12 protein-coding genes and 1 pseudogene are annotated in these 18,530 nt (G+C 65.6%); 3 read left to right on the forward strand and 10 right to left on the reverse strand.

The genetic code is table 11. The features are described from left to right. Window positions 1–181: hypothetical protein (locus AB0J52_RS06225; protein ID WP_500180490.1), on the reverse strand; the 181-nt coding region annotated here is incomplete at its 3' end. A 1,000-nt stretch (window positions 182–1,181) separates the two neighbouring features. Here AB0J52_RS06225 and AB0J52_RS06230 point away from each other — a divergent pair. Next, window positions 1,182–2,408, forward strand: a complete 1,227-nt coding sequence (locus tag AB0J52_RS06230) for a hypothetical protein (RefSeq protein ID WP_500180491.1) — start codon at window positions 1,182–1,184, stop codon at window positions 2,406–2,408. 170 nt (window positions 2,409–2,578) lie between these two features. Continuing rightward, complete coding sequence (locus tag AB0J52_RS06235; protein ID WP_500180492.1) at window positions 2,579–3,310, forward strand: hypothetical protein; 732 nt, start codon at window positions 2,579–2,581, stop codon at window positions 3,308–3,310. A gap of 519 nt (window positions 3,311–3,829) precedes the next feature. Here the strand turns inward: AB0J52_RS06235 and AB0J52_RS06240 are convergent. Beyond that, entirely contained in the window at window positions 3,830–5,581 is a 1,752-nt protein-coding gene (locus AB0J52_RS06240; RefSeq protein ID WP_500180493.1) for an ATP-binding protein, read from the reverse strand. An 861-nt stretch (window positions 5,582–6,442) separates the two neighbouring features. Further along, a complete protein-coding gene (locus AB0J52_RS06245; protein WP_500180494.1) occupies window positions 6,443–7,504 on the reverse strand; it encodes a GIY-YIG nuclease family protein in 1,062 nt (353 codons plus the stop codon). 361 nt (window positions 7,505–7,865) lie between these two features. Between AB0J52_RS06245 and AB0J52_RS06250 the strand changes: the two genes are divergently transcribed. Beyond that, window positions 7,866–8,162 (forward strand): hypothetical protein, encoded by a 297-nt coding sequence (locus tag AB0J52_RS06250; RefSeq protein WP_500180495.1) that lies wholly within the window; start codon window positions 7,866–7,868, stop codon window positions 8,160–8,162. Window positions 8,163–8,411: 249 nt separating this feature from the next. Here AB0J52_RS06250 and AB0J52_RS06255 read toward each other — a convergent pair whose 3' ends face one another. From AB0J52_RS06255 to AB0J52_RS06285, 7 genes and pseudogenes are all read right to left on the reverse strand, one after another. Then, a complete protein-coding gene (locus AB0J52_RS06255; RefSeq protein ID WP_500180496.1) occupies window positions 8,412–11,624 on the reverse strand; it encodes a type I restriction endonuclease subunit R in 3,213 nt (1,070 codons plus the stop codon). Then, a complete protein-coding gene (locus AB0J52_RS06260; protein WP_500180497.1) occupies window positions 11,551–12,840 on the reverse strand; it encodes a restriction endonuclease subunit S in 1,290 nt (429 codons plus the stop codon). Before AB0J52_RS06260 ends, AB0J52_RS06255 begins: the two co-directional genes overlap by 74 nt. Next, a complete protein-coding gene (locus AB0J52_RS06265) occupies window positions 12,833–14,467 on the reverse strand; it encodes a class I SAM-dependent DNA methyltransferase (RefSeq protein WP_500180498.1) in 1,635 nt (544 codons plus the stop codon). Before AB0J52_RS06265 ends, AB0J52_RS06260 begins: the two co-directional genes overlap by 8 nt. Beyond that, window positions 14,454–16,568 carry a hypothetical protein gene (locus tag AB0J52_RS06270; RefSeq protein WP_500180499.1) on the reverse strand — a complete coding sequence of 705 codons (2,115 nt, stop codon included), beginning with the start codon at window positions 16,566–16,568 and terminating at the stop codon, window positions 14,454–14,456. The genes AB0J52_RS06265 and AB0J52_RS06270 overlap by 14 nt, the downstream gene beginning before the upstream one ends. A 111-nt stretch (window positions 16,569–16,679) precedes the next feature. Then, entirely contained in the window at window positions 16,680–16,982 is a 303-nt protein-coding gene (rmuC, locus tag AB0J52_RS06275) for a DNA recombination protein RmuC (protein WP_500180500.1), read from the reverse strand. 66 nt (window positions 16,983–17,048) lie between these two features. Then, entirely contained in the window at window positions 17,049–18,143 is a 1,095-nt protein-coding gene (locus tag AB0J52_RS06280; protein ID WP_500180501.1) for an IS110 family RNA-guided transposase, read from the reverse strand. Between the two features lie 196 nt (window positions 18,144–18,339). Continuing rightward, a pseudogene (locus AB0J52_RS06285) lies at window positions 18,340–18,530 on the reverse strand (hypothetical protein); the annotation flags it as partial.

Below are 18,530 nucleotides of genomic sequence, written 5' to 3' on the forward strand. Positions count from 1 at the left end.
CGACCCGCACCGACGCCGCGAGCACCGCCAGCGCCCCCAACAACACCAACGCCACTGGCGCCGGCGCCGGCACCGGCGACGCCACCGAAACCGTCAACGCCGCCTGCCCCGCCGCCGCTGCCCGCACCCCCAAGGCCACCAGCACCGCCAACGCCACCAAGGCCGTTGACGTCGCCAGCACCCGTCGGGCCGTCGATCTGGCCGGCAGAGCCGTTGCAGATGCCCCTCACGTTGACCCCGACGCGAATGCCGCAACAGCCAGCAACGCCACAGCCAACGCCCTCAACGAGGCGGACGACGCCGTCCCCGCACGTGGGCGCGTGGGGGTGGGGCGATGGGTTGCGTACGTCGTGGGCACAGCATTCATCGGGCTCGGCCTTTCGAACCTGGTCGCACATTCGCAGCCGAGTGGGTGGGCGTTGTGGTTCGGCGGCGCACTGGCGGTGCACGACGGACTCCTGGCACCGGCCGTGCTCCTACTCGGGGCTTGGTTGCGCCGATGGCGGCGGATCCGGCTGGGCATGTTCTGGGCAGGCACCCTTGCCTTGGTGGCACTGCCGCTGGTGCTCGGGTACGGCCGCCGCCCTGACAACCCGTCCATTCTGCCTCTGCACTACCTCCCCAATCTGATGGTCGCCGTGGCCATGGTCCTGGTCGCGGCAGCAATTCCGTGGCGCTGGACGACCCGCGCCCTCGTCGCTCGTTTCCTGCAACCCCCCAGCGACGACGTCCTCCAACCGTGCTCGACCTCGAACACGAGTCGCAGCTCGACGCCGAGGTCGGCCCAACGGCCCTCCCAAGACGACGAGCAACCGTCCAGACGGCGGACGACCGGGCCGGTAACGCCCACGAAGCCACTCTCGAACGCGGCGCTGCCCCTGCTGACAAAACCCGGGAACCACCGCGCCCGAACGGACTCGACGCTGGCGAACAGGCACAAGGCGGATCGGATGACTGAACAGATCTCCCCACAACGCCCCGGGCTAGCGGAGTTGCAGGGCCCCGAAGAGACCCCTGGGACGCACCGGCAACGCAGCCACCGAGAGCCACAAGAGCCACCCCCACTCCATGAGCAAGACCCAGGCGGTCCCCAAGGCCCCCAGGAGCCCCAAGAGCCGGTAGGCGTGCCAAGGCCGCGCCGCGGTGCCATGTGGGGGATAGGGCTCTGGGCGGACCTGATCATGGGAGCGTTCGTCGTCGGGGAGGTGATGCGGCGGGCGGGGACAGCCACCGAAGACGCCCTGCCCCCTCTGCACGCCAAGGCGCGGCTGCTCACCTGGCAGATGGCTCCCGCGCTCGGATATGCCATCGCGGCAATCGCCGTCCTGCCGATTGCTGTTCGAGTCTTGCGGTGGCGGGTCCTCCTCGCGGTGTCTTGGGGAACGGCGGTCGGCTGGGCCGTCGCGCTGGCGATCAGCGACGGACCGAAGGCACTGGCCAAGCCCCTGGACGCGCCGACCGAGTACCCGGCAGGCCTGGCAGCGGTCGGCGATCATCCCTTGCGCTGGCTGCGCACGTTCACCGCCGAGCTGTACGCCTACCCGACGCACGTCCGGGGACATCCCCCGCTCCCAACCCTGCTGTTCTGGGCGGTAGACGCCGCCGGGCTGCACGGGACGCTCTGGCCCGCCCTGCTGATCATCGGAGTCGGGGCGTCAGCCGCGGTGGCCATCGCGGTGACGGTCCGAGTCGTCGCCGACGAGCAAACCGCGCGGCGGGCGCTGCCCTTCCTGGTGCTGTCTCCTCTCTCGCTCTGGATCGCCACATCCATGGACGCGTTCTTCCTCGGGATCGGGGCCTGGGGCGTCGCATTTCTCGCGCTGCGCCGCCCACTGGCCGGTGGAGTACTGCTCGGTGCCCTGCCCTTCCTAAGCTACGGACTGCTCCCTCTCCTGGCCCTCCCGAGCGTCGTTCTGTGGATAACCCGTCCACCAGCGAGGTTCTGGATATTGATGACGCTGGGACTCGCCCTCATCCCCACGGCCCTCACCCTGGGCGGCTTCTGGTGGCCGGACGGTGTGCGCGCCACCCTCGACACCTACCTCGTCAGCGGAGGCTCAGCCCGCAGGCCCTACCTCTACTTCCTGGTCGCGGACTTCGCCGTCCTCGGCCTCCTCACCGGCCCAGCAGTGGCATCCGCCCTCCCCACGCTTCTCAGACGCGGCATAACTGCGCGACGAAAAGTACGAACAGAGCCGGTCTTCCTCCTCGCCGCCGCCGCGCTCATCGCCGTCCTCAGCCTGGATGTGGCGGGTGTGACGAAGGGCGAAGTCGAACGCATCTGGCTCCCCTTCGCGGCATGGCTGCTACCGGTAGCGAGCACCCTCCGCACCCCCGCACGAGGATGGCTGGCCGCCCAGGCGATATCCGCCCTCCTCGTCCAAGCCCTGGTCCTCTCAGAATGGTGAGCCGCACCCTAATTCCAGCAACAAGGACGCTGAACGAAAGATCAGGTCCGTCCGGCTACTTTCGGCCCGGCCTTTTCTGGTCGATTTCCTGCTTTGTCTGGCGTGACGTCCGCTCGACTGCTTGGGTGGGGGCCCAGTTGGGTGACGTGGCGACCTGAAGGGTTCCAACCATGGCGACAGATGCCCTCGACGGACCGGTTCCGGCAGCGGCCGTACGAGGGCAGCGAGTCCTCGATCTCCTGAACAAGGCGATCGAATTTCAGAGCCCGCTGGTACTCAAGAACATCGCCCGTGCCCGCCAGCGGAACCCGGAGGCGACACCGGCGCAGGTGATCCGGACTCTGGAGCGGATGTACGTCAGCGCCTTGACCGGGACGGGCGCCGCGGTCGGAGGAACCGCGGCCGCGCCCGGCGTCGGCACAGGAGTCGCCCTGGCACTGTCGGCCGGCGAGACCCTCTCCTCCCTTGAACTGAGCGCCCTCTTCGCACTTTCGATCGCGGAGGTCCACGGCGTCCCCATCGACGAGATCGAACGCCGCCGAACGATCGTGATGGGAATCATGCTGGGCGGGTCCGGGGCCGCCACCATTTCCAAGGTCGCCGAACGCACCGGGCAGCACTGGGGACGCCAGATCGTCGCCAAGGTGCCGGTCGAGACGTTGCGCCAGATCAACAAGGTCTTGGGACGGCACTTCATCACGAAGTACGGGACCAAGCAGGGAATCATCGTTCTCGGCCGAGTGGCCCCGTTCGGTATCGGCGCCGTGATCGGCGGCGGCGCGAACGCCGCCCTCGCCGCCCTGACGGTAAAAGCCGGCCGCCGCGCGTTCGGTCCGCCCCCGGAGACATGGCCAGAACCGACGCCCAGCACCACACCACCGCCCGAAAACCCCGATGACTGACCCTCAGTACACCGAGGCGCGCTGAGCACTCAATCGTCCGCCGCCGGAGTCGCCTCCCAACACCCGCCCCGCGCTACGCGCGTTCCACACAGCGCGTCTCAAGATTTAAGCCAGAGAAGGCGTGCTCGAACGGCCTCACGAGGAAGTACCGCCCTGAAACCAACTAGTGGGGCCCGGTAGATACCGGGCCCCACTAGTGCATTTCCCTGTGTCCGAGGGGGAATCAAGCCCGTTACCCCAACCCCGATCCCCCTACCCACCGCCGTCCTACCGCTCCCGACGACGTGACCCCGGTGTCATGTGCAGGCGGTTCGTGTCGCAGGGGCGATTACCACCGCCCATACATCGCCCGGGTGTTGCCCCATCGGCGAACCCATCAGAGCTGGCTGGGTGGGTAGCCGTATGGGTGTTCAGTTCCAGTCGGTCACCCGAAGCCAGATTCCGCTACACACCGCGTTTTCTGTCGTTCCTGACAACGCGGTAGGCCCGAGGTGAGGCGCCCGCCAGAATCGTCTTGTGTCAGATGGGGTTTGGTGGAGGTTCAGGGCCGAACAGCGGCTCTTGGCGTGTGCGGCGGTAGCGCACATGGATGCTCCTGGGACTGGCGCCGACCAGCTCGACGGCACCCTCGTCGCGCATGATCTTCAGCCATCGCCGGACTGTCTGGTCGCTCAGGCCGGTCCGTGCGACCAACTCGGCGCGAGACAGGCTCTCGTCGCCGAGTGCCGCGAGCAGCTCGGGTCTGCGGTCGGCTCGCGCGGGGCGTCCTTTCGCTGAGGTGTGTCGCTGCGCCAATTGATACCTGGCCCAGCGACGGGTTCCGGTCTGGACGATGAGCTCGCGGGCGACGAGGTCCTGGAGTTCTCCGGTGGCCACGCGAGAGTCGACGCCGGTGGCGTCGCGGTAGGTGCGGTTGTCGAGGACCCCTTCGTCCCGCAGCAGAGCGAGGGCGATGCATTGTCCGTCGGTCAGTCCGCGCTCGCCCAGGCTCCGGATCCAGCTGATCGTCTCCTCGCTCAGCAGCGTGTGGTTGGGGAAGGCGACAAGGAACGAAGAGATCTTGTCGGTGAACTGGGGCGGGCTCATGCCGGCGGCGCGCAGAGAGTCCAGCATGGAGCGGATGCCCGACCCGCGGTTCTCGCAAACGGTGCGGGTCTCGCCAGGGAGAGGGACGTCCTCCAGGAGTTTGATGAGCGTGGCGTTGCGGGCCGAGGAGATTCCCTCCTCGCCGAGGCTGTCGATCGTGACAGGCCCGAACAGCCCGCCGGCGTTGCGGATGACCAGCCGGTCGGGGTACATCTCGATCTGGACTTGCGTTCCCCGGGCGCTGGGGGACAGGTCCCGGTGGACCAGGGCGTTGACGACCGCCTCCCGCAGCGCTGTCTCCGGGTACTCCCAGATGTCCTGCCGACCGGCACCGGCGACGACCGCCCGGCGGGACATGTTCCGGCGAATGGCCGCCAGGCTGTCCCGCACCATGACCGGGATCGGGCCCTCCAAGGTCACGTTGTCCAGGAATCTCTCGCTGGACCTCGGGCCGCTCCCGGTGGGGTAGTGGACGAAGCTGACCCTCAACTGAGGGAAGTGCTCCTGCGGATAATCCCCCAAGGCCAGCAACCCCGCCAGCGACACCGAATCCTTACCGTCGTCGCCGGGGACAAGCACCTTGGCACGGCGCAGCACAGCGAGACGGCCGAGGTCCTTGAACGCGTACGGTCTGCTGGTCCTCAACTTGGCGACCAAAGCCTCGACCCCGGCCGCGTCGAGGTGGTCCAAACCGACGCCGGGGACGCCCTGTTCGTCCTCGCGGGGCTGTCCCCGTGAGGACAGCATGACCTGGACCTCATAGGGGGAGAGATGGCGATCGCCATCGCCCACCCTGATGTAGCTGCCCTTGGTGATGCCGGCGCCACGGGAGTAGCAGGGCTTCTGGGCGGGGTCGAGTTCGGGGATCTCCGCGACCAGGACCTGCGCCCCTTCGAAGGTGTGAATCTTGACGAGCGGCCGGATCGGCGGCTCCATGTCCTCCGAGCACATGGAACCCAGGTCGGCTGCCAGCTTCGCGGCATCGATCAGTCCTGTCGCGCTGAAGCCCTGGGCTTCGTCCAGCCCGAGGATGACGATGCCGCCCGCGGTGTTGGCGAACGCCGAGACGGTCTCACGAAGCGATTTGGGCAGGCCGCCAAGAGCCTTCTTCACCTCGACGTCGGCGATGTCCGCCCCGATGACGCGAAGGTTGTCGACGATCTCGGAGAGTTCCCCGTCCAGCATCTCATCTCCCCGTCCACCACCATGCTAGTTGGCATGCTAGTTGGCATGCTAGTGAACGAGGGCCATGCATACCTGTGGATGACGCGGATCTTCGCGAGACTTCTTCGACTCCACTCGACCAAGCCGCAGCGGGCAAACCTGACGCCGGTCGACCGGGGGATTCGCCATCCGTGTCCGGGTGGAACTGAACCATGGGGGCGTGCTGCAGGAACACAACAAAGCGGGAGAAGTGTGCACTTCTCCCGCTTTGTATGACGTGTCCGAGGGGCGATCACCACCGCCCACACATGGCCCACATGGTGCCCCATCGGCGAACCCTATCGAATTCGGGTGGGCGGGTAGTCATATGGGGGAGCAGACATGTTTGACCAGCCCGCACAAAATCTACGCGTCAGTGGCGTAGATGGTCGCGAGGTAATTGGAACCTTGGCACGCTTTGCAGATTCTTGGACGAGAAATTTGCCTCACCCGCCCAGCAGATTAGAAGCCAAGATTGGCCCATCTGTTTCGCGTGGCACCCCGTACCGCCCGCTGCCGCGCCCGACCAAAACCACCGAGCGACCATAGAGCAACCGCATCGGTTTGAGGGTTCCCCCGATGTCCCGTGGCCATTAGGATTCGTGCCAGCGGGAGCTCAGTGGACAGTTCGATATCAAGGACTATTGGTATTTTCCTGGGGACACATTTCCTTGAACGTGATCTTGTCCCGATCGCGAGGTGACTTGTGTCACTCAGCGCCGATGGCCACCGTCCGAGGGTAATCGGCGAGCGCCGACTGCGCGGTGAATCCGCTCGACTTCTCTGGTCGTACGCTTACTCTTCGCTCCTTCCCCAGACGAGCATGCTCTGCTGGGGACGAGCTCACCTACTCGCTGGGTCCTCGTCATCAGGCGTGTCGTGATTGCGTTTCCGGCGATTCGGTGGGCGAGGATCGTCGAGCTGGGGCATCCAGTACCCAGGTGGCTGAGGATGATCTCCAAAGCCGCCACCGTCATCAACGAGCGGTTGGCGAGGAGCCCATGACCGCGGCTGGTGCTTCTGCATCACCTTCTGTGTGACTTGGATGACGCCCTGTGGTGGTGTTTCCGTGACCAGGTCGTTGAGGATCAACGGGATGCCGAATGGGCCCATCTTCGGGTCCCAGGTCCGTCCGATGACCTGGACGTAGTCTTCGACCTCGAAGAGAGCGGCTCTGCACATCCGGCCCTCCTGTTGGGAGCGCAACCACAGCAACTGGTCTCCGGGGACGAACCGTTCGCGTCCGATGAGGATTCCATTCGGCGCCGTACGGTCTCGGTCCAGGTGAGGGACGGGGTCCGCTCCGGCGCCCGGGTCGTAGTCACTCATCCCTGCGACGTACTCCGGCGCGTGGGCTCCCAGGAGCTCAACCTGATCGCCGTCAGAGTGCGCTTCCCAGATATCTAGCAGGTCGGCTTCTCGGGATGCCAGCTCCGGACGGGCGAGGACGGCGAGGAGGTCCCCTGCCCTGAGATGCAACGCGAGTCGGTCGCGAGAACGGACGAAATGGTGGTCGATGTTGTCGGGCCAGCCGGGAGACCATGCCTCCAGCCCGGCCGCTTCCAGGAGGGCGCCCCGGACCGCCTTGGTTGCTTGTGAGGGCGTGGTTCGAAAGAACTCCCGGTCAGAGGAGACCCGGCAGTCGTTCAGCGCGGTGTGCGCCGCCTGTTCAACCTCCGTGGGCATGCAGGTCGCCGTCCTGAACTCGACCTTGAAGGGGAGCGGCACCCCGGTGGTCCGCAGCTTCCGGGCGCGAATCTCGGACAGCTGCCGGGTCATCCCGACTTTGACGAACCCGGGCATCGCCTCGTTGCTCAGCACGTAGACGAAGCCGATCGAAGGGGCAGGCATGGTCACCTCCGAGGGGTGGGTGGTGAGCAGGGGTGTGCCAGGGTCGCCGCTCATTGATGACGTGATCATCCCAGTCGGCTCTGACAAAAAGATCCGGCCGATCCATCTACCTGGGATGCCCACGCCGGGTGGACCGCAAGTGGACGCCCGCACTGGTCGCGGTTCGGCCTGGCCATCACCTCGACCGGGCAGACTGCCTGGTTCGACTCCTCGACAGGCCCGCGTGGTCCCTCCCCCACTGGACCGGTGGTGGACGGGGCAGTGGCCACTGGGCCCCGGTCTACAGATCGGTCGCTGACCGCGGACGAAAGCGGCCAATAGGGCTGGCTGCATGTCCCATGAGCGATCATGATGTGGCACGAGCGGCTTCCTGAACGTCAAGCGTGCTGGTTGATGGAGGAGAGGTACAGCAGCGATGAATCAGTACGGGCGTCGGGCGATGCGGCACTGGAAGGAGTTCCTGCCCGACAAGTTCGCGGAGCTGGACGAACCGGAGGAGTTCTTCACCGCGCTGGGTGAGCAGGCCCTGGAGGAGATCGACTCCCTGGCTGACGCGCTCGACAGGAAGTACCCGGACCGGGACCGGGTGGGACACGTCGATCGGAGCGCTCAGCTGAGCACGGCGCGGAGGATAGCCGAGAACCAGGTTGTGCGGGATCTGTTGCTCGTGGATCCCGATGACATGGAGAGGATCCTGCGGTTAATGGGCTGAGCGGATCGTGACGGATATAGAGAACGCGCGGTCCCGTCCCATCGGGCAAGATGATCTGGCGCCGTCCGGGCCGCTCGCGCGGATCTGGGCGACCTGGAGGCCGTCCGGCTCCTCGACGGCCTGGCTGCCGAACAACTGCCCGTCACACCCGGCAAAGAACAAGCATTGGCGTGCTGGTCGGGGTGGGGCGCGGTGCCTGCGATGTTCGACAGGCGGGAGATGGTCGATGGCTTGCCAGGTCTCCTGGGGCTAGCTGTCCGAGGTGGGGGCCCAGTCTGCGGCGAAGGTCTCCATCTGCTTGATGACGAGTTCGACGGCCGCCCGCTCCTCCTCAGGTGGGTAGTCGAACCGGGCTAGGAGGCGCCGCACACGGCTGCGGAGCTTGGCGCGCACAGGTTCGCGGGACAGCCAGTCGATGCTGAGGTTCTTGCGGATGTCGGCAACCAGGGAGCGGGCGATCTCGGCGAGGGTGTCGTCGCCCATGACGGCCTTGGCGATGCCGTGGTTGGCGACCGCATCGTAGAAGGCGAGTTCGGCGGCGTTGAGCGGCGGGTCGAAGGTTTCCCCACGCCGGGCGTCGGCGGACACCTCCTTGGCCATGGCAACCAGCTCGGCGATCGCCTCGGCGCTGGTGAGCTGCTGCTTCATGTAGCGGATCATCAGATCCTCGAGCCGCTCGGAGAAGCTCTCCCGCCGGATGATGTTGTGCTTGGTCACCTCGCGCATCTTCTGCTCGATCAGCCGGCGCAGCGCCTCTGCCGCCAGATGCGGGGTCTCCGACTCCTGGAGCTTGTGCAGGTGCGTGTCGTTGAGGTCGGTGATGTCCAGGGGCCCGATGCCCGCCTCGGCGTACAGGTCAGTGATCTCGGAAGCGTCGACTGCGGAAGCGGCGAGCTGAGACAGATAGAGACTGACCTCGGCGGCCAAGGGCTTGCCGGTGGCCTCCCGGTCGGCGGCGTCCAGCTTCACGATCCAGGCACGGACCTCGGAGAAGAAGGCGATGTCGCTGCGAATCGCTGCCGCGTCATCGAATTCCTCAGTGAACTCCCGGCTGCTTGCACAGAGCCGGTAAAACCGCTCCAGGCGAGACGCGATCTCCTTGAACCGGTCGGACAGTGTCCTCTCACCGGGCTCGACCTGGTTCCCGGGCGTACTGGGGGCGCGGAGGTGATTGACCACCAGCCGCAGAGCCCTGGGGCGCTTCCCGGCCGCATTGGCCTGGGCGAGCAGTTGCCGCCAATCAATCCCCGAGAGCAGGTCGCAGATGACGGCGTGGTCGTTCTTGATCTCGACGAACGCCCGCTCGAGGTCCCTGCCCAGGGTCTGGTCTTCCTGATCGCTGGGACTGTAATCGCGCAGCGCTTTCCGGAGGTTGTCGGTGAGTGGGGCGTACCCGACGAGGAGTCCGTCCTCCTTGCTGCGGAACCGGCGGTTGACGCGGGCCAACGCCTGCATCAGGTTCGCGCCGTGCATCGGCCGGTCCATGTAGAGGGTGTGGATCGGGGGAGCGTCGTACCCGGTGAGCAGCATCGAGTGGACGATGATCAGCTCGAGTTCGTCGTCGATATTCCTGGCCCGCGCCTGGACGGCCTTGTGCTGTGCTGGCCGCAGCGCGTGCTTCTTCAGATGCGCCGGGTCGGACGGCTCGCCGTGGAAGACGATTTTCATCTTGCCCTTGTCCACGGCTGGGTTCGCCCAGCCACGCCGCAGCGAAGCGATGGCGTCGAACAGCCGGACGCAGACTTCCCGGCTGACGCACACGATCATTGCCTTGCCGGGGCCTCCCAGCTGCGGGCGCATCAGCTCCGACCGTGCCTCCCAGTGCTGGACCAGGTCGGCGGCGAGGGTCTCGATCCGGTCGGGGGCGCCGTAGATGTTGGTCATCTGAGTGGCATAGGCCATGGCCTTCCGCCGCTCGGCGTCGTCCATCTGCTCGGTCAGCGTGTCGGCCTGCTCGTCGAGAGCCTCTGGATTCACCCCGGGGGGGAGAGACACGTCGATCAGGCGGGGCTCGTGGTAGACGCGGACGGTCGCGCCGTCGTCCACCGCCCGCTTGAGGTCGTAGACGTCGATGTAGGGACCGAACACGTCGCGGGTGTTGCGCTCGGTGTCGGAGATCGGCGTTCCGGTGAAGGCGATCAGCGTGGCGTGGGGGAGCGCGTCCCGCAGGTGACGGGCGTATCCGTCGATGCTGTCGTAGTGACTGCGGTGCGCCTCGTCCACCATGACGATGATGTTCCGACGGTCCGACAGCAGCGGATGGCTCGCTCCGGAATCCCGCTCCGACTTGGTCAGCCCGAACTTCTGCAGCGTGGTGAAGATGATCCCACCGGTACGGCGTCGGGTCAGCTCCTCGCGGAGCTCCTCACGGCTTGCCACCTGGAGCGGTTGCTGGCCGAGGAGCCCCTGGCTGTCCTGGAAGGTGCCGTACAGCTGGTCGTCCAGGTCATTGCGGTCGGTGATGACTACGATCGTCGGGTTGTTGAGGGCCGGCTGGCTGGAGACCATTCCAGCCGTGCACACCATCTCCTCGGACTTGCCCGCGCCCTGGGTGTGCCAGACCACGCCCGCCTTGCCATCGCTGCGCGACGCCTCCACGATCTTCCCCACCGCCCTGGTCACCGCGTGGTACTGGTGAGGCTTGCCAATGCGCTTCCCGGACGGGGTGAAGTTGACGAAGTGCGCGGTCAGGTGCAGGAACCGGGACAGGGCGAACAGCCCGTACACGGCGACGATCAGTGCTTCCTCACCGTCGTAGCCGGGGTCGTTGGTGTCCACCCGCTCGCCGTCTTCGTCGATGTTCCACGGCGCGAAGTGCTCGTAGGGGGTGAAGGGCGTGCCGTACTTGGCGGTGATTCCATCGGAGATCAGGCACAGCACGTTGTATCGGAACGCGAGCGGGAACTCGTCCACGTACGTACGGAGCTGTGCATGCGCGTCCTTGAGCGTGGCGTGCTCGTCGGCGGCGCTCTTCAACTCCATGATCACGACTGGCAGGCCGTTGACATAGAGAACGACATCGAACCGCCGCTCGTGCTCGCCCTCCTTCACCAGCACCTGGTTGACCGCGTGGTAGGTGTTGGCGTTCGGGTTCCGGAGGTCGATCAGCCGTACTGTCGGCGTGATCTCCGCGCCGAACTCGTCGGTATAGGTGATGCGGATACCCGCGGTGACGTACTCGTGCGCCAGCCGGTTCTCCTCCAGCGCTTCCCGCGACTTGGCGGTGACCGCGACGGTCAACGCCTCGCGTACTGCCTGAGGCGGAAGTTCCGGGTTAAGCCGCTCGATCGCTGTCCGAAGCTCATCGCGAAGGATCAGGTCGTCCCATGACACCCGACTTCCTGAACCCGGCGCCACGTCCTTTCCGGCCTTCGGTATCCAGGACAGGCTACCGAGATGATTCAAAGTGAGGAGCTCCCAATCGGCTTCGGACATTTTTCCGGTGTTGATTTGGGGGGGCATCGGCATCCTCCACGATCCGCTCCGCATCCCGGACGCGGAGCCTGCCGGACATGAGCTCAGGTAGCAGCGTGTCGCGAAGTTCACTAAGGGCTCGCGACTCGCCGGCGCTTTTCTCGACACGATCAATGATTCGATCAGCCTTTTCGGTAAATTCCTTCAGTTTCCCCGAATCGGGAAGCGGTATTTTGTGTTCGGCTAGGTCCGCCCACTTGGCCCGGGGCATTCGGGTGCCGTCACTCCGTGCGGTCGCATGTGCGACGACGTCGTCGCTAGACAAAGCCATTGTGAGCCATGCCCGATCCGAAGGGCGATCTGCTCGAATGACGAGGATGTCGGTGGAGCAAACTCCATTTACGAGAGCCACCCCCACCTTGTGAAAGTACGGACGTAGTTTTCCAAATAGAATGTCACCCTTCTTGAAGCGGGACTTCATGCTTGCGATTCCTGAGGAACTTCCCCATCTGGTGAGCCAGATGTTGCGGCGGGGAATATGTTCCAGGCCGATGTAAAACTCACCCCCTGAAAGGTTTTCCGGCTTGATGGTGGCGCGGACTTGAGTTCCGATGCTGTCTAGTCGCACCATCTCCGCGCCGACCGACAGCAAGTCGTAATTTGCGCGCATCCATGCATCGGACGTGACGGCGATTCGCTCGTTGATTGCGATTTTGTTGTCCAAGGCTTCAATCAGCTTAGTGATCGCGATGCGGATGTGCTTGGGTGGCATTGCGATCGACAGGCGCCGCACATCCCTCAAATTTAGGGTTGCTTGGACAGTGGTGTTCTGCCAGATTTGCATTTGATGTTGCGCGGACTGCGACTGAAGATATGTGGCGATCCACTTGGTCAAGTCATCGTCAGGAGTGCGCAAGACGGCGATTGCGCGGGCAACGTTCCATCCAGAAATCGCCTCTGGAGCGATAGCGATTTCACCCACCGACCCGACCAGTGTAAGGAGAATCTCTCCACCTTTAAGGCGAGTTCGTGAGTATTTCTCCTCAATATCAGGGTGCACGCGAAGAGGGGAACTGGTGTCTATCTTGCCATTTCGGACATCTTTGACGCGGACGATGGGTACCCCGTTGAATTCATGCGATCCGGGTTGGACGATTCCATAGGAGATGCCCTTTGGTTCGAGGAGGTCCTCCAGGGGAATGTAAGACCAGCCGGATGGGATAGGGATCCTCGAAATGGTGCTTCCGTGGTTTCCCTCAGTCACTGATCCTCCCAAGCTGGTTACGGACAATGGTGTCGAGGCGAGCGGACTCGTCCAGGTGTTCGTAGAGTTCCTTGGTGAGGCGTTTGATGCGGTCCTCGACGGGTTCGGCGTCGGGATCGACATCGGTTTCCATGGCGCCGACGTAGCGACCCGGAGTGAGAATAAAGTCGTGCTCGCGGATCTCCGCGAGGCTGGCGGAGTAGCAGAAGCCGGGGACGTCCTCGTACTTGATGCCCTTTTCCTTGGCTGACTTGGTGCTGCGCCAGGCGTGGTAGGTGTCGGAGATCTTGGTCAGGTCGTGTGCAGTGAAGACGCGCTCGGTGCGGTCAATCATCGTGCCGAGGTTACGGGCGTCGATGAACAGGGTTTCGCCGCGGCGGTCGGTAAGGGCCTTCCCGCCCTGGGGGGTCTTGTCCTTGGCCAGGAACCAGAGGCAGGCGGGGATAGCGGTGGAGCGGAAGAGGTTGCCGGGTAGGGCGATCATGCAGGCGACCAGGTCTGCTTCGATTATCGCTTTGCGGATGTCGTCCTCGCCGTTCTGCTTAGAGGACATGGAACCGTTGGCCAGGACGACGCCGGCGCTTCCTCGGTCACCCAACTTGGAAATGATGTGCTGGAGCCATGCGTAGTTGGCGTTTGCCTGCGGGGGAACTCCGTAGAGCCAGCGTCGGTCCTGCTCGTTGCGCCACCACTTCTTCATGTTGAAGGGCGGGTTGGCCATGACGAAGTCGGCCTTGAGGTCCGGCAGCTTGTCGTCGGCGAAGGTGTCGGCCCAGCGGGTGCCGACGCCCTTCGGATCGATGCTGTGGATGGCCAGGTTCATCTTCGCCAGACGCCAGGTGCGCTCGTTGGCCTCTTGCCCGTAGATGGCGATGTCGTGGCTGTGGTCGCGTCCGGCGTGGGCGACTACGAACTTGCTGGCCTGGACGAACATGCCGCCCGAGCCACAGCACGGGTCGTAGACCCGGCCCTCGTAAGGTTCGAGGATCTCGACGATCAGCCGGACGATGCTGGCGGGGGTGTAGAACTCTCCGGCGCGCTTGCCCTCAGCGCGGGCGAACCTCTCCAAAAAATACTCGTACACCTCGCCGAGCACGTCGCGGGCGGGGCGGTCGCCGTGGCCGGTGAAGCGGGCGTCACTGATCAGGTCGACGAGTTCCTTGAGGCGGCGCTGGTCGACGTTGTCGCGGTTGAAGACGAGCGGGAGCACGCCGGTCAGCGTCGGGTTCTCGCTCATGATGGCGCTCATGGCATCGTCCAAGAGCTTGCCGACTCCGCCTTCAGCGCTTGACGCCTTGCCGGAGATGTAGTCCCAGCGAGCCTTCTGGGGTACCCAGAAGACGTTCACCTCGGTGTACTCGTCCTTCTCCTCCAGGAATGTGGCGCGGCGCTGCTCCGAGATGCCGGCTAGCTCAGGGTCGGCGGCTAGTTCGGCCCGGCGTTCGGCGAAGGCATCCGAGACGTACTTGAGGAAGACGAGGCCGAGGACGAACTCCTTGTACTGGGCGGCGTCCATGGAACCGCGAAGGTTGTCCGCGGCGGCCCACAGGATGTTGTGGATCTCCTTGGTGCTGGAGATGCCGGGGAGTTCTCCCTGCCCGGCCGGGGTGCGCTTACGTGGTGGCATCGGGTCCTCGTTCCTCGGGCTGGCGATCGGTGGTCCGGTTGTTGATGGTCAGGGTGCGGTCGGCGAACCCGGCAGCGGTCAGGCGGTATATCTCGGCAAGCTCGTTCTGCTGATCCTGGAGCAGCCGCTGCCGGTCTTCGATCTCGCCGAGCAACACGTCGAGGCGTCCAACCTCCTCGATCTCCAACTCCGGGACGCTGAGATCCTCAATCCGGATGGCATGGACCGCGCTCGGGCTGCGGACGGTGTTGCGGGCGGCCCGCAGTAGTGCGGCCAAGACGCGCGGGGTGAGCGGACGGTCAGAGTCGGGGTTAATGCGGAGTACCCGCCCGGGAAACTGCGCCACGTTGAAGCCGTCTCGGTCGACAAGCAAGGCGAAGGCAGGGGTGGTCGTGTAAACGATGTCGCCTGGTCGGGTCAGGCTGGCGTGCTCGTAGTCAGCGGCGAAGATCAGGCGGTCGATGCGGCGACCTCCGACGGGAGCGGCACCGGTGATCTCGTCCGGACCGAGCACGGCATGGTGACCATCGCCCCGGATGTGAGTGGGGGCGATGCGGTGACCCTTGACCCTGCGGATGCTGCGCTCGGCGATCAGGTCGCCGATGGTGACGAGCCGTGGTTGTGGTCCGGTGCGGGCGACGACTCCGCATCGGAGCTGATCGTCGGCCCCGCGATCTCTGGCGGCTGCCTGTTCGAGGCGTAGCTCGGCCTGGGAGATCAGTGCCGGGCGTTCGGTGACCCTGCGGGCCAGCATCTGGGCCACGGGAGGGCCGGGCGGGACAAGGGGGCCGCCAAAGTCGGCTTCGAGTTGGTTGACGGTGACGGCCTGGCCGTAACGGGGGTCGTGGCCGTCGAGACGCAGGCCCTCGGTACGCCAGAACAGAATGTCCTCGGTGAGCTGGGCACCTACATGTTCGGTGAGGGACTCGGAGCTGATGTCGCACAGCAGTGCCCGTCCACGTGCCTTCGGGGCGGGGTTGCTAGCCATGATCCACAGGGCGGGCCGGTAACCCGGACGGTATGGGGTCACACCCCCGGGGAGGGCGACCACGGTCTCCAACATTCCACTCCGCAGCAGCTCGGAGCGTAGCCGCGCCTCCTGGACGTCGGTGAGCCTATCCACCAGCGCGTCGGCCGGGCCGACAACGACGGCGATAGCGCCAGAATTGGGGCGCAACAGGAGACTAACCCGCTCCAGTTCGAGCAGCGTGGTCATCGCCGAGCGGGTTTCGCCGGGCCGGTAGGGGAGCTGGGTGACAATGACGTCGGGGTCGGCCAGCCGCTCTTCCAGATCCGTGCCGGTCTGCACATCGAGGGAGTAGTCTTCGATTCCCGCGAGCAGGAGGCGGCGTCGGATCAGCCGAACCAGCCATTCCTGGCGTGTGGCGGCGAGAGCGACGAGGTCGCCCGGCTCATCCGTCTGCCTGATCATGGCGGACAATAGGTCACCGGTCCCGGCGTACGGGTCGGCGACCGTGATCCGGTCGCGGACGGGCAGGCGGGAGGGGAGCGCGGCAATATCAGTGACCAGGCGCAGCAGCTCTGGGGCGGGCACGTCCGCGGTCAGGTCGGTGAGCCCCAATCGGCTGCGTGCGGCCAGGAGCCACTCGTAAGCTCCGCTCGGCGTGTAGGCAGCCTCGATCAGCTCCTCTGCCAGGTGCGCCAGCCGGATAGCGGACGGGTTGGCGGCTTGAAGTTCGCGGAGTATGAACTCGTCCTCTACGTCGAGCCGTTCGGCCCGCTGGAGTAGGTCTCCCCAGTCGGCAGGCAGGGGGTGACGGTCGAGGTGAGCCAAGCACAACAGGCTGCCGGTGATCTCCACGAGCGGGCGGGCACCGAACTCGGCCCCATACGACATGATCGTGTGACGGGCCAGCTCCTCGTGGAGCCGGTCGGCGGGGACGTTGCCTAGGTCACGGTCGGTGAGCCAACGCACCACGTCGGTTCCGCTGAACAGTGGGCGGGTTCCGCCGGGTACGGCTGGGGAGGGGAAGTCCGCGTAGCGGCGGCGCCAGTTGCTGACTACCGGCCGTTGGACCTTGGCCAGCTCGGCGATGTCGGTCATGGACATCAGCTGCGCGTTGTTGTGTGGATCAGTCATCTCGGCACCTCCCTTCGCGACCAGCCCTTACGACAGTACGAGAACTTCTGTAGGTTGTCTTCGAGTTGAACGGTAACCCGCCTTATCAGGCGATCTATGTCTCGCTACCAGTCACCTCGAAGATGCGGACCGGGACCTCGTCGGCGGCCTCGCCATCAGCTCGGGCGCCTTTGGCGTTCGGGTCGTCGAGTCGACGGAGTCCAGGTAGTCCAAGTCCTTGGAGAGGATCTTCAGGTCCTTGAACCGGCGGGCCGCTGGCAGCACGTTCCCCTCCAGTGAGCCGATGGTGGAGTTGTACGCCGTCACCGAGCTGTCGAGGGAGCGGCCGAGCTTCCGGAGGTGTCCGCCCAGAGTCCCGAGCCGGGAGTGGATGTCCTGGCCTAGGGCGTGTTTTGTGGATCGTGGTTGAGCCACAGGATGAGGCTGGCGATGGTGACGACGGCGCGGTAGTGCGCGGCGAGTTTGATGCCCCTATGGATGTCAACCGGCGGTGGTGGCTGCCGTGGAGGCGTCGCCTGGTGTGAGGATGAGGCGGTATATCTCTCTGGCCACGTATCGCTTCAGGCATCGGATGATCTCGCGTCGGGTCTTTCCTTGGGCGAGGCGTCGTCGCAGGTAGTCCTGGGTGGGACGGTCCCAGCGCAGGCGGCTGAGGACGATCCGGTAGAGGGCGGAGTTGGCTTGGCGGTCGCCGCCTCGGTTGAGTCTGAGGCGCTGTGTCTTGCCGGACGACGCCTCGACCGGGCTGGTGCCGCAGAGTGCGGCGAACGAGGCTTCGCTGGCGAGGCGTTCGGGGTTGTCGCCGGCTGCGATCAGCAGGGCGGCGGCGCTGTCTGGGCCGACTCCGCGGACTGCGAGCAGGCCGGGGGTGCTTTCCTCGACGGCTTGGGCCAGGTGCTTGTTCAGGTCGTCGATTTCATCGGTCAGGTGTTGGATGCGGCGGGCCAGAAGCTTCAGGGTGTGGCGCGCAGCGCGGGCGGGGCCGTGGCCTGTCCGGTCGTCCAGGAGGGCGCAGCGCTTGATCAGGTGGGGGTTGCTGAGCCCGGCCAGGGACTCGCGCAGCGCTGGGTCGGCCGCGACCAGGACGCTTTTGAGCTGGTTGATGGCCTGGGTGCGTGATTTGATCGCCGACCCTTTGGCGAGTTTGAACAGCCGGAGCATCTCCACCGGCCCGTCGCTGGTCTTCGCCACGGAGGTAGCGCGACCGGACAGGACCGCGCGGGCTGCGGCCTCGGCGTCGATGGTGTCGGTCTTGCCGTGCCGCCTTCGGGCGGCCTTGTCCGGCTGGTTGACCTCGATCACCTCCAGGCCCTCGGCATGCAGGTAGCGGGCCAGCGCTGCTCCGTAGGAGCCGGTGCATTCCACTCCCGCCCGGCGAAGGACGCCGAACGAGCGCGCCCAGGCGACGAGCTGCCGGTAGCCATCGGCGGTCGCCGCGAAACTCCGGCTGCCCAGGACGGCGCCCAGCACGGTGACCACGGCAGCGACGTGAACGTCTTTGTGGGTGTCCACTCCGACCAGGACGTCCTCTGGGACATCGGCCGGAACGTGACATGGGGGCTGGGGTTGAGTGATGCTGGGCAAGGCCGCTTGTCTCCTGATCGCCTCGGGAACGGTGGCCGTCGCCGAGCCGGGGAGCGGTCAAGACTGTGACGGTGCCTGTCGCGAAGGCCCCTATCGGGACACGATCTCCGGCCCGGCGGCAGCAAGCGCCGCTCCAAGCGATGGCCGACAGATCAAACTCAAGGCACCAGGCCAGTCGTAGCGCGGGTCAGGCCACCGCCAGGAGCGGCATCTGAACATCCTCACAGTCGTAGCGGGTGGCCAGGCCGCGGAAGCGTTTGAGCTGGTTGAAGCAGCGTTCGACGACGTTGCGGCGCCGGTAGCGGTCCCGGTCGAAACCGCAGCGGCGATGCCCCCGGCGGGCGCGAGCGGCCAGTTGGTCGCTGCGTTCGGGGATGG

This window comes from Spirillospora sp. NPDC049652, assembly GCF_040675125.1.
Classification (GTDB): Bacteria; Actinomycetota; Actinomycetes; order Streptosporangiales; family Streptosporangiaceae; genus Spirillospora.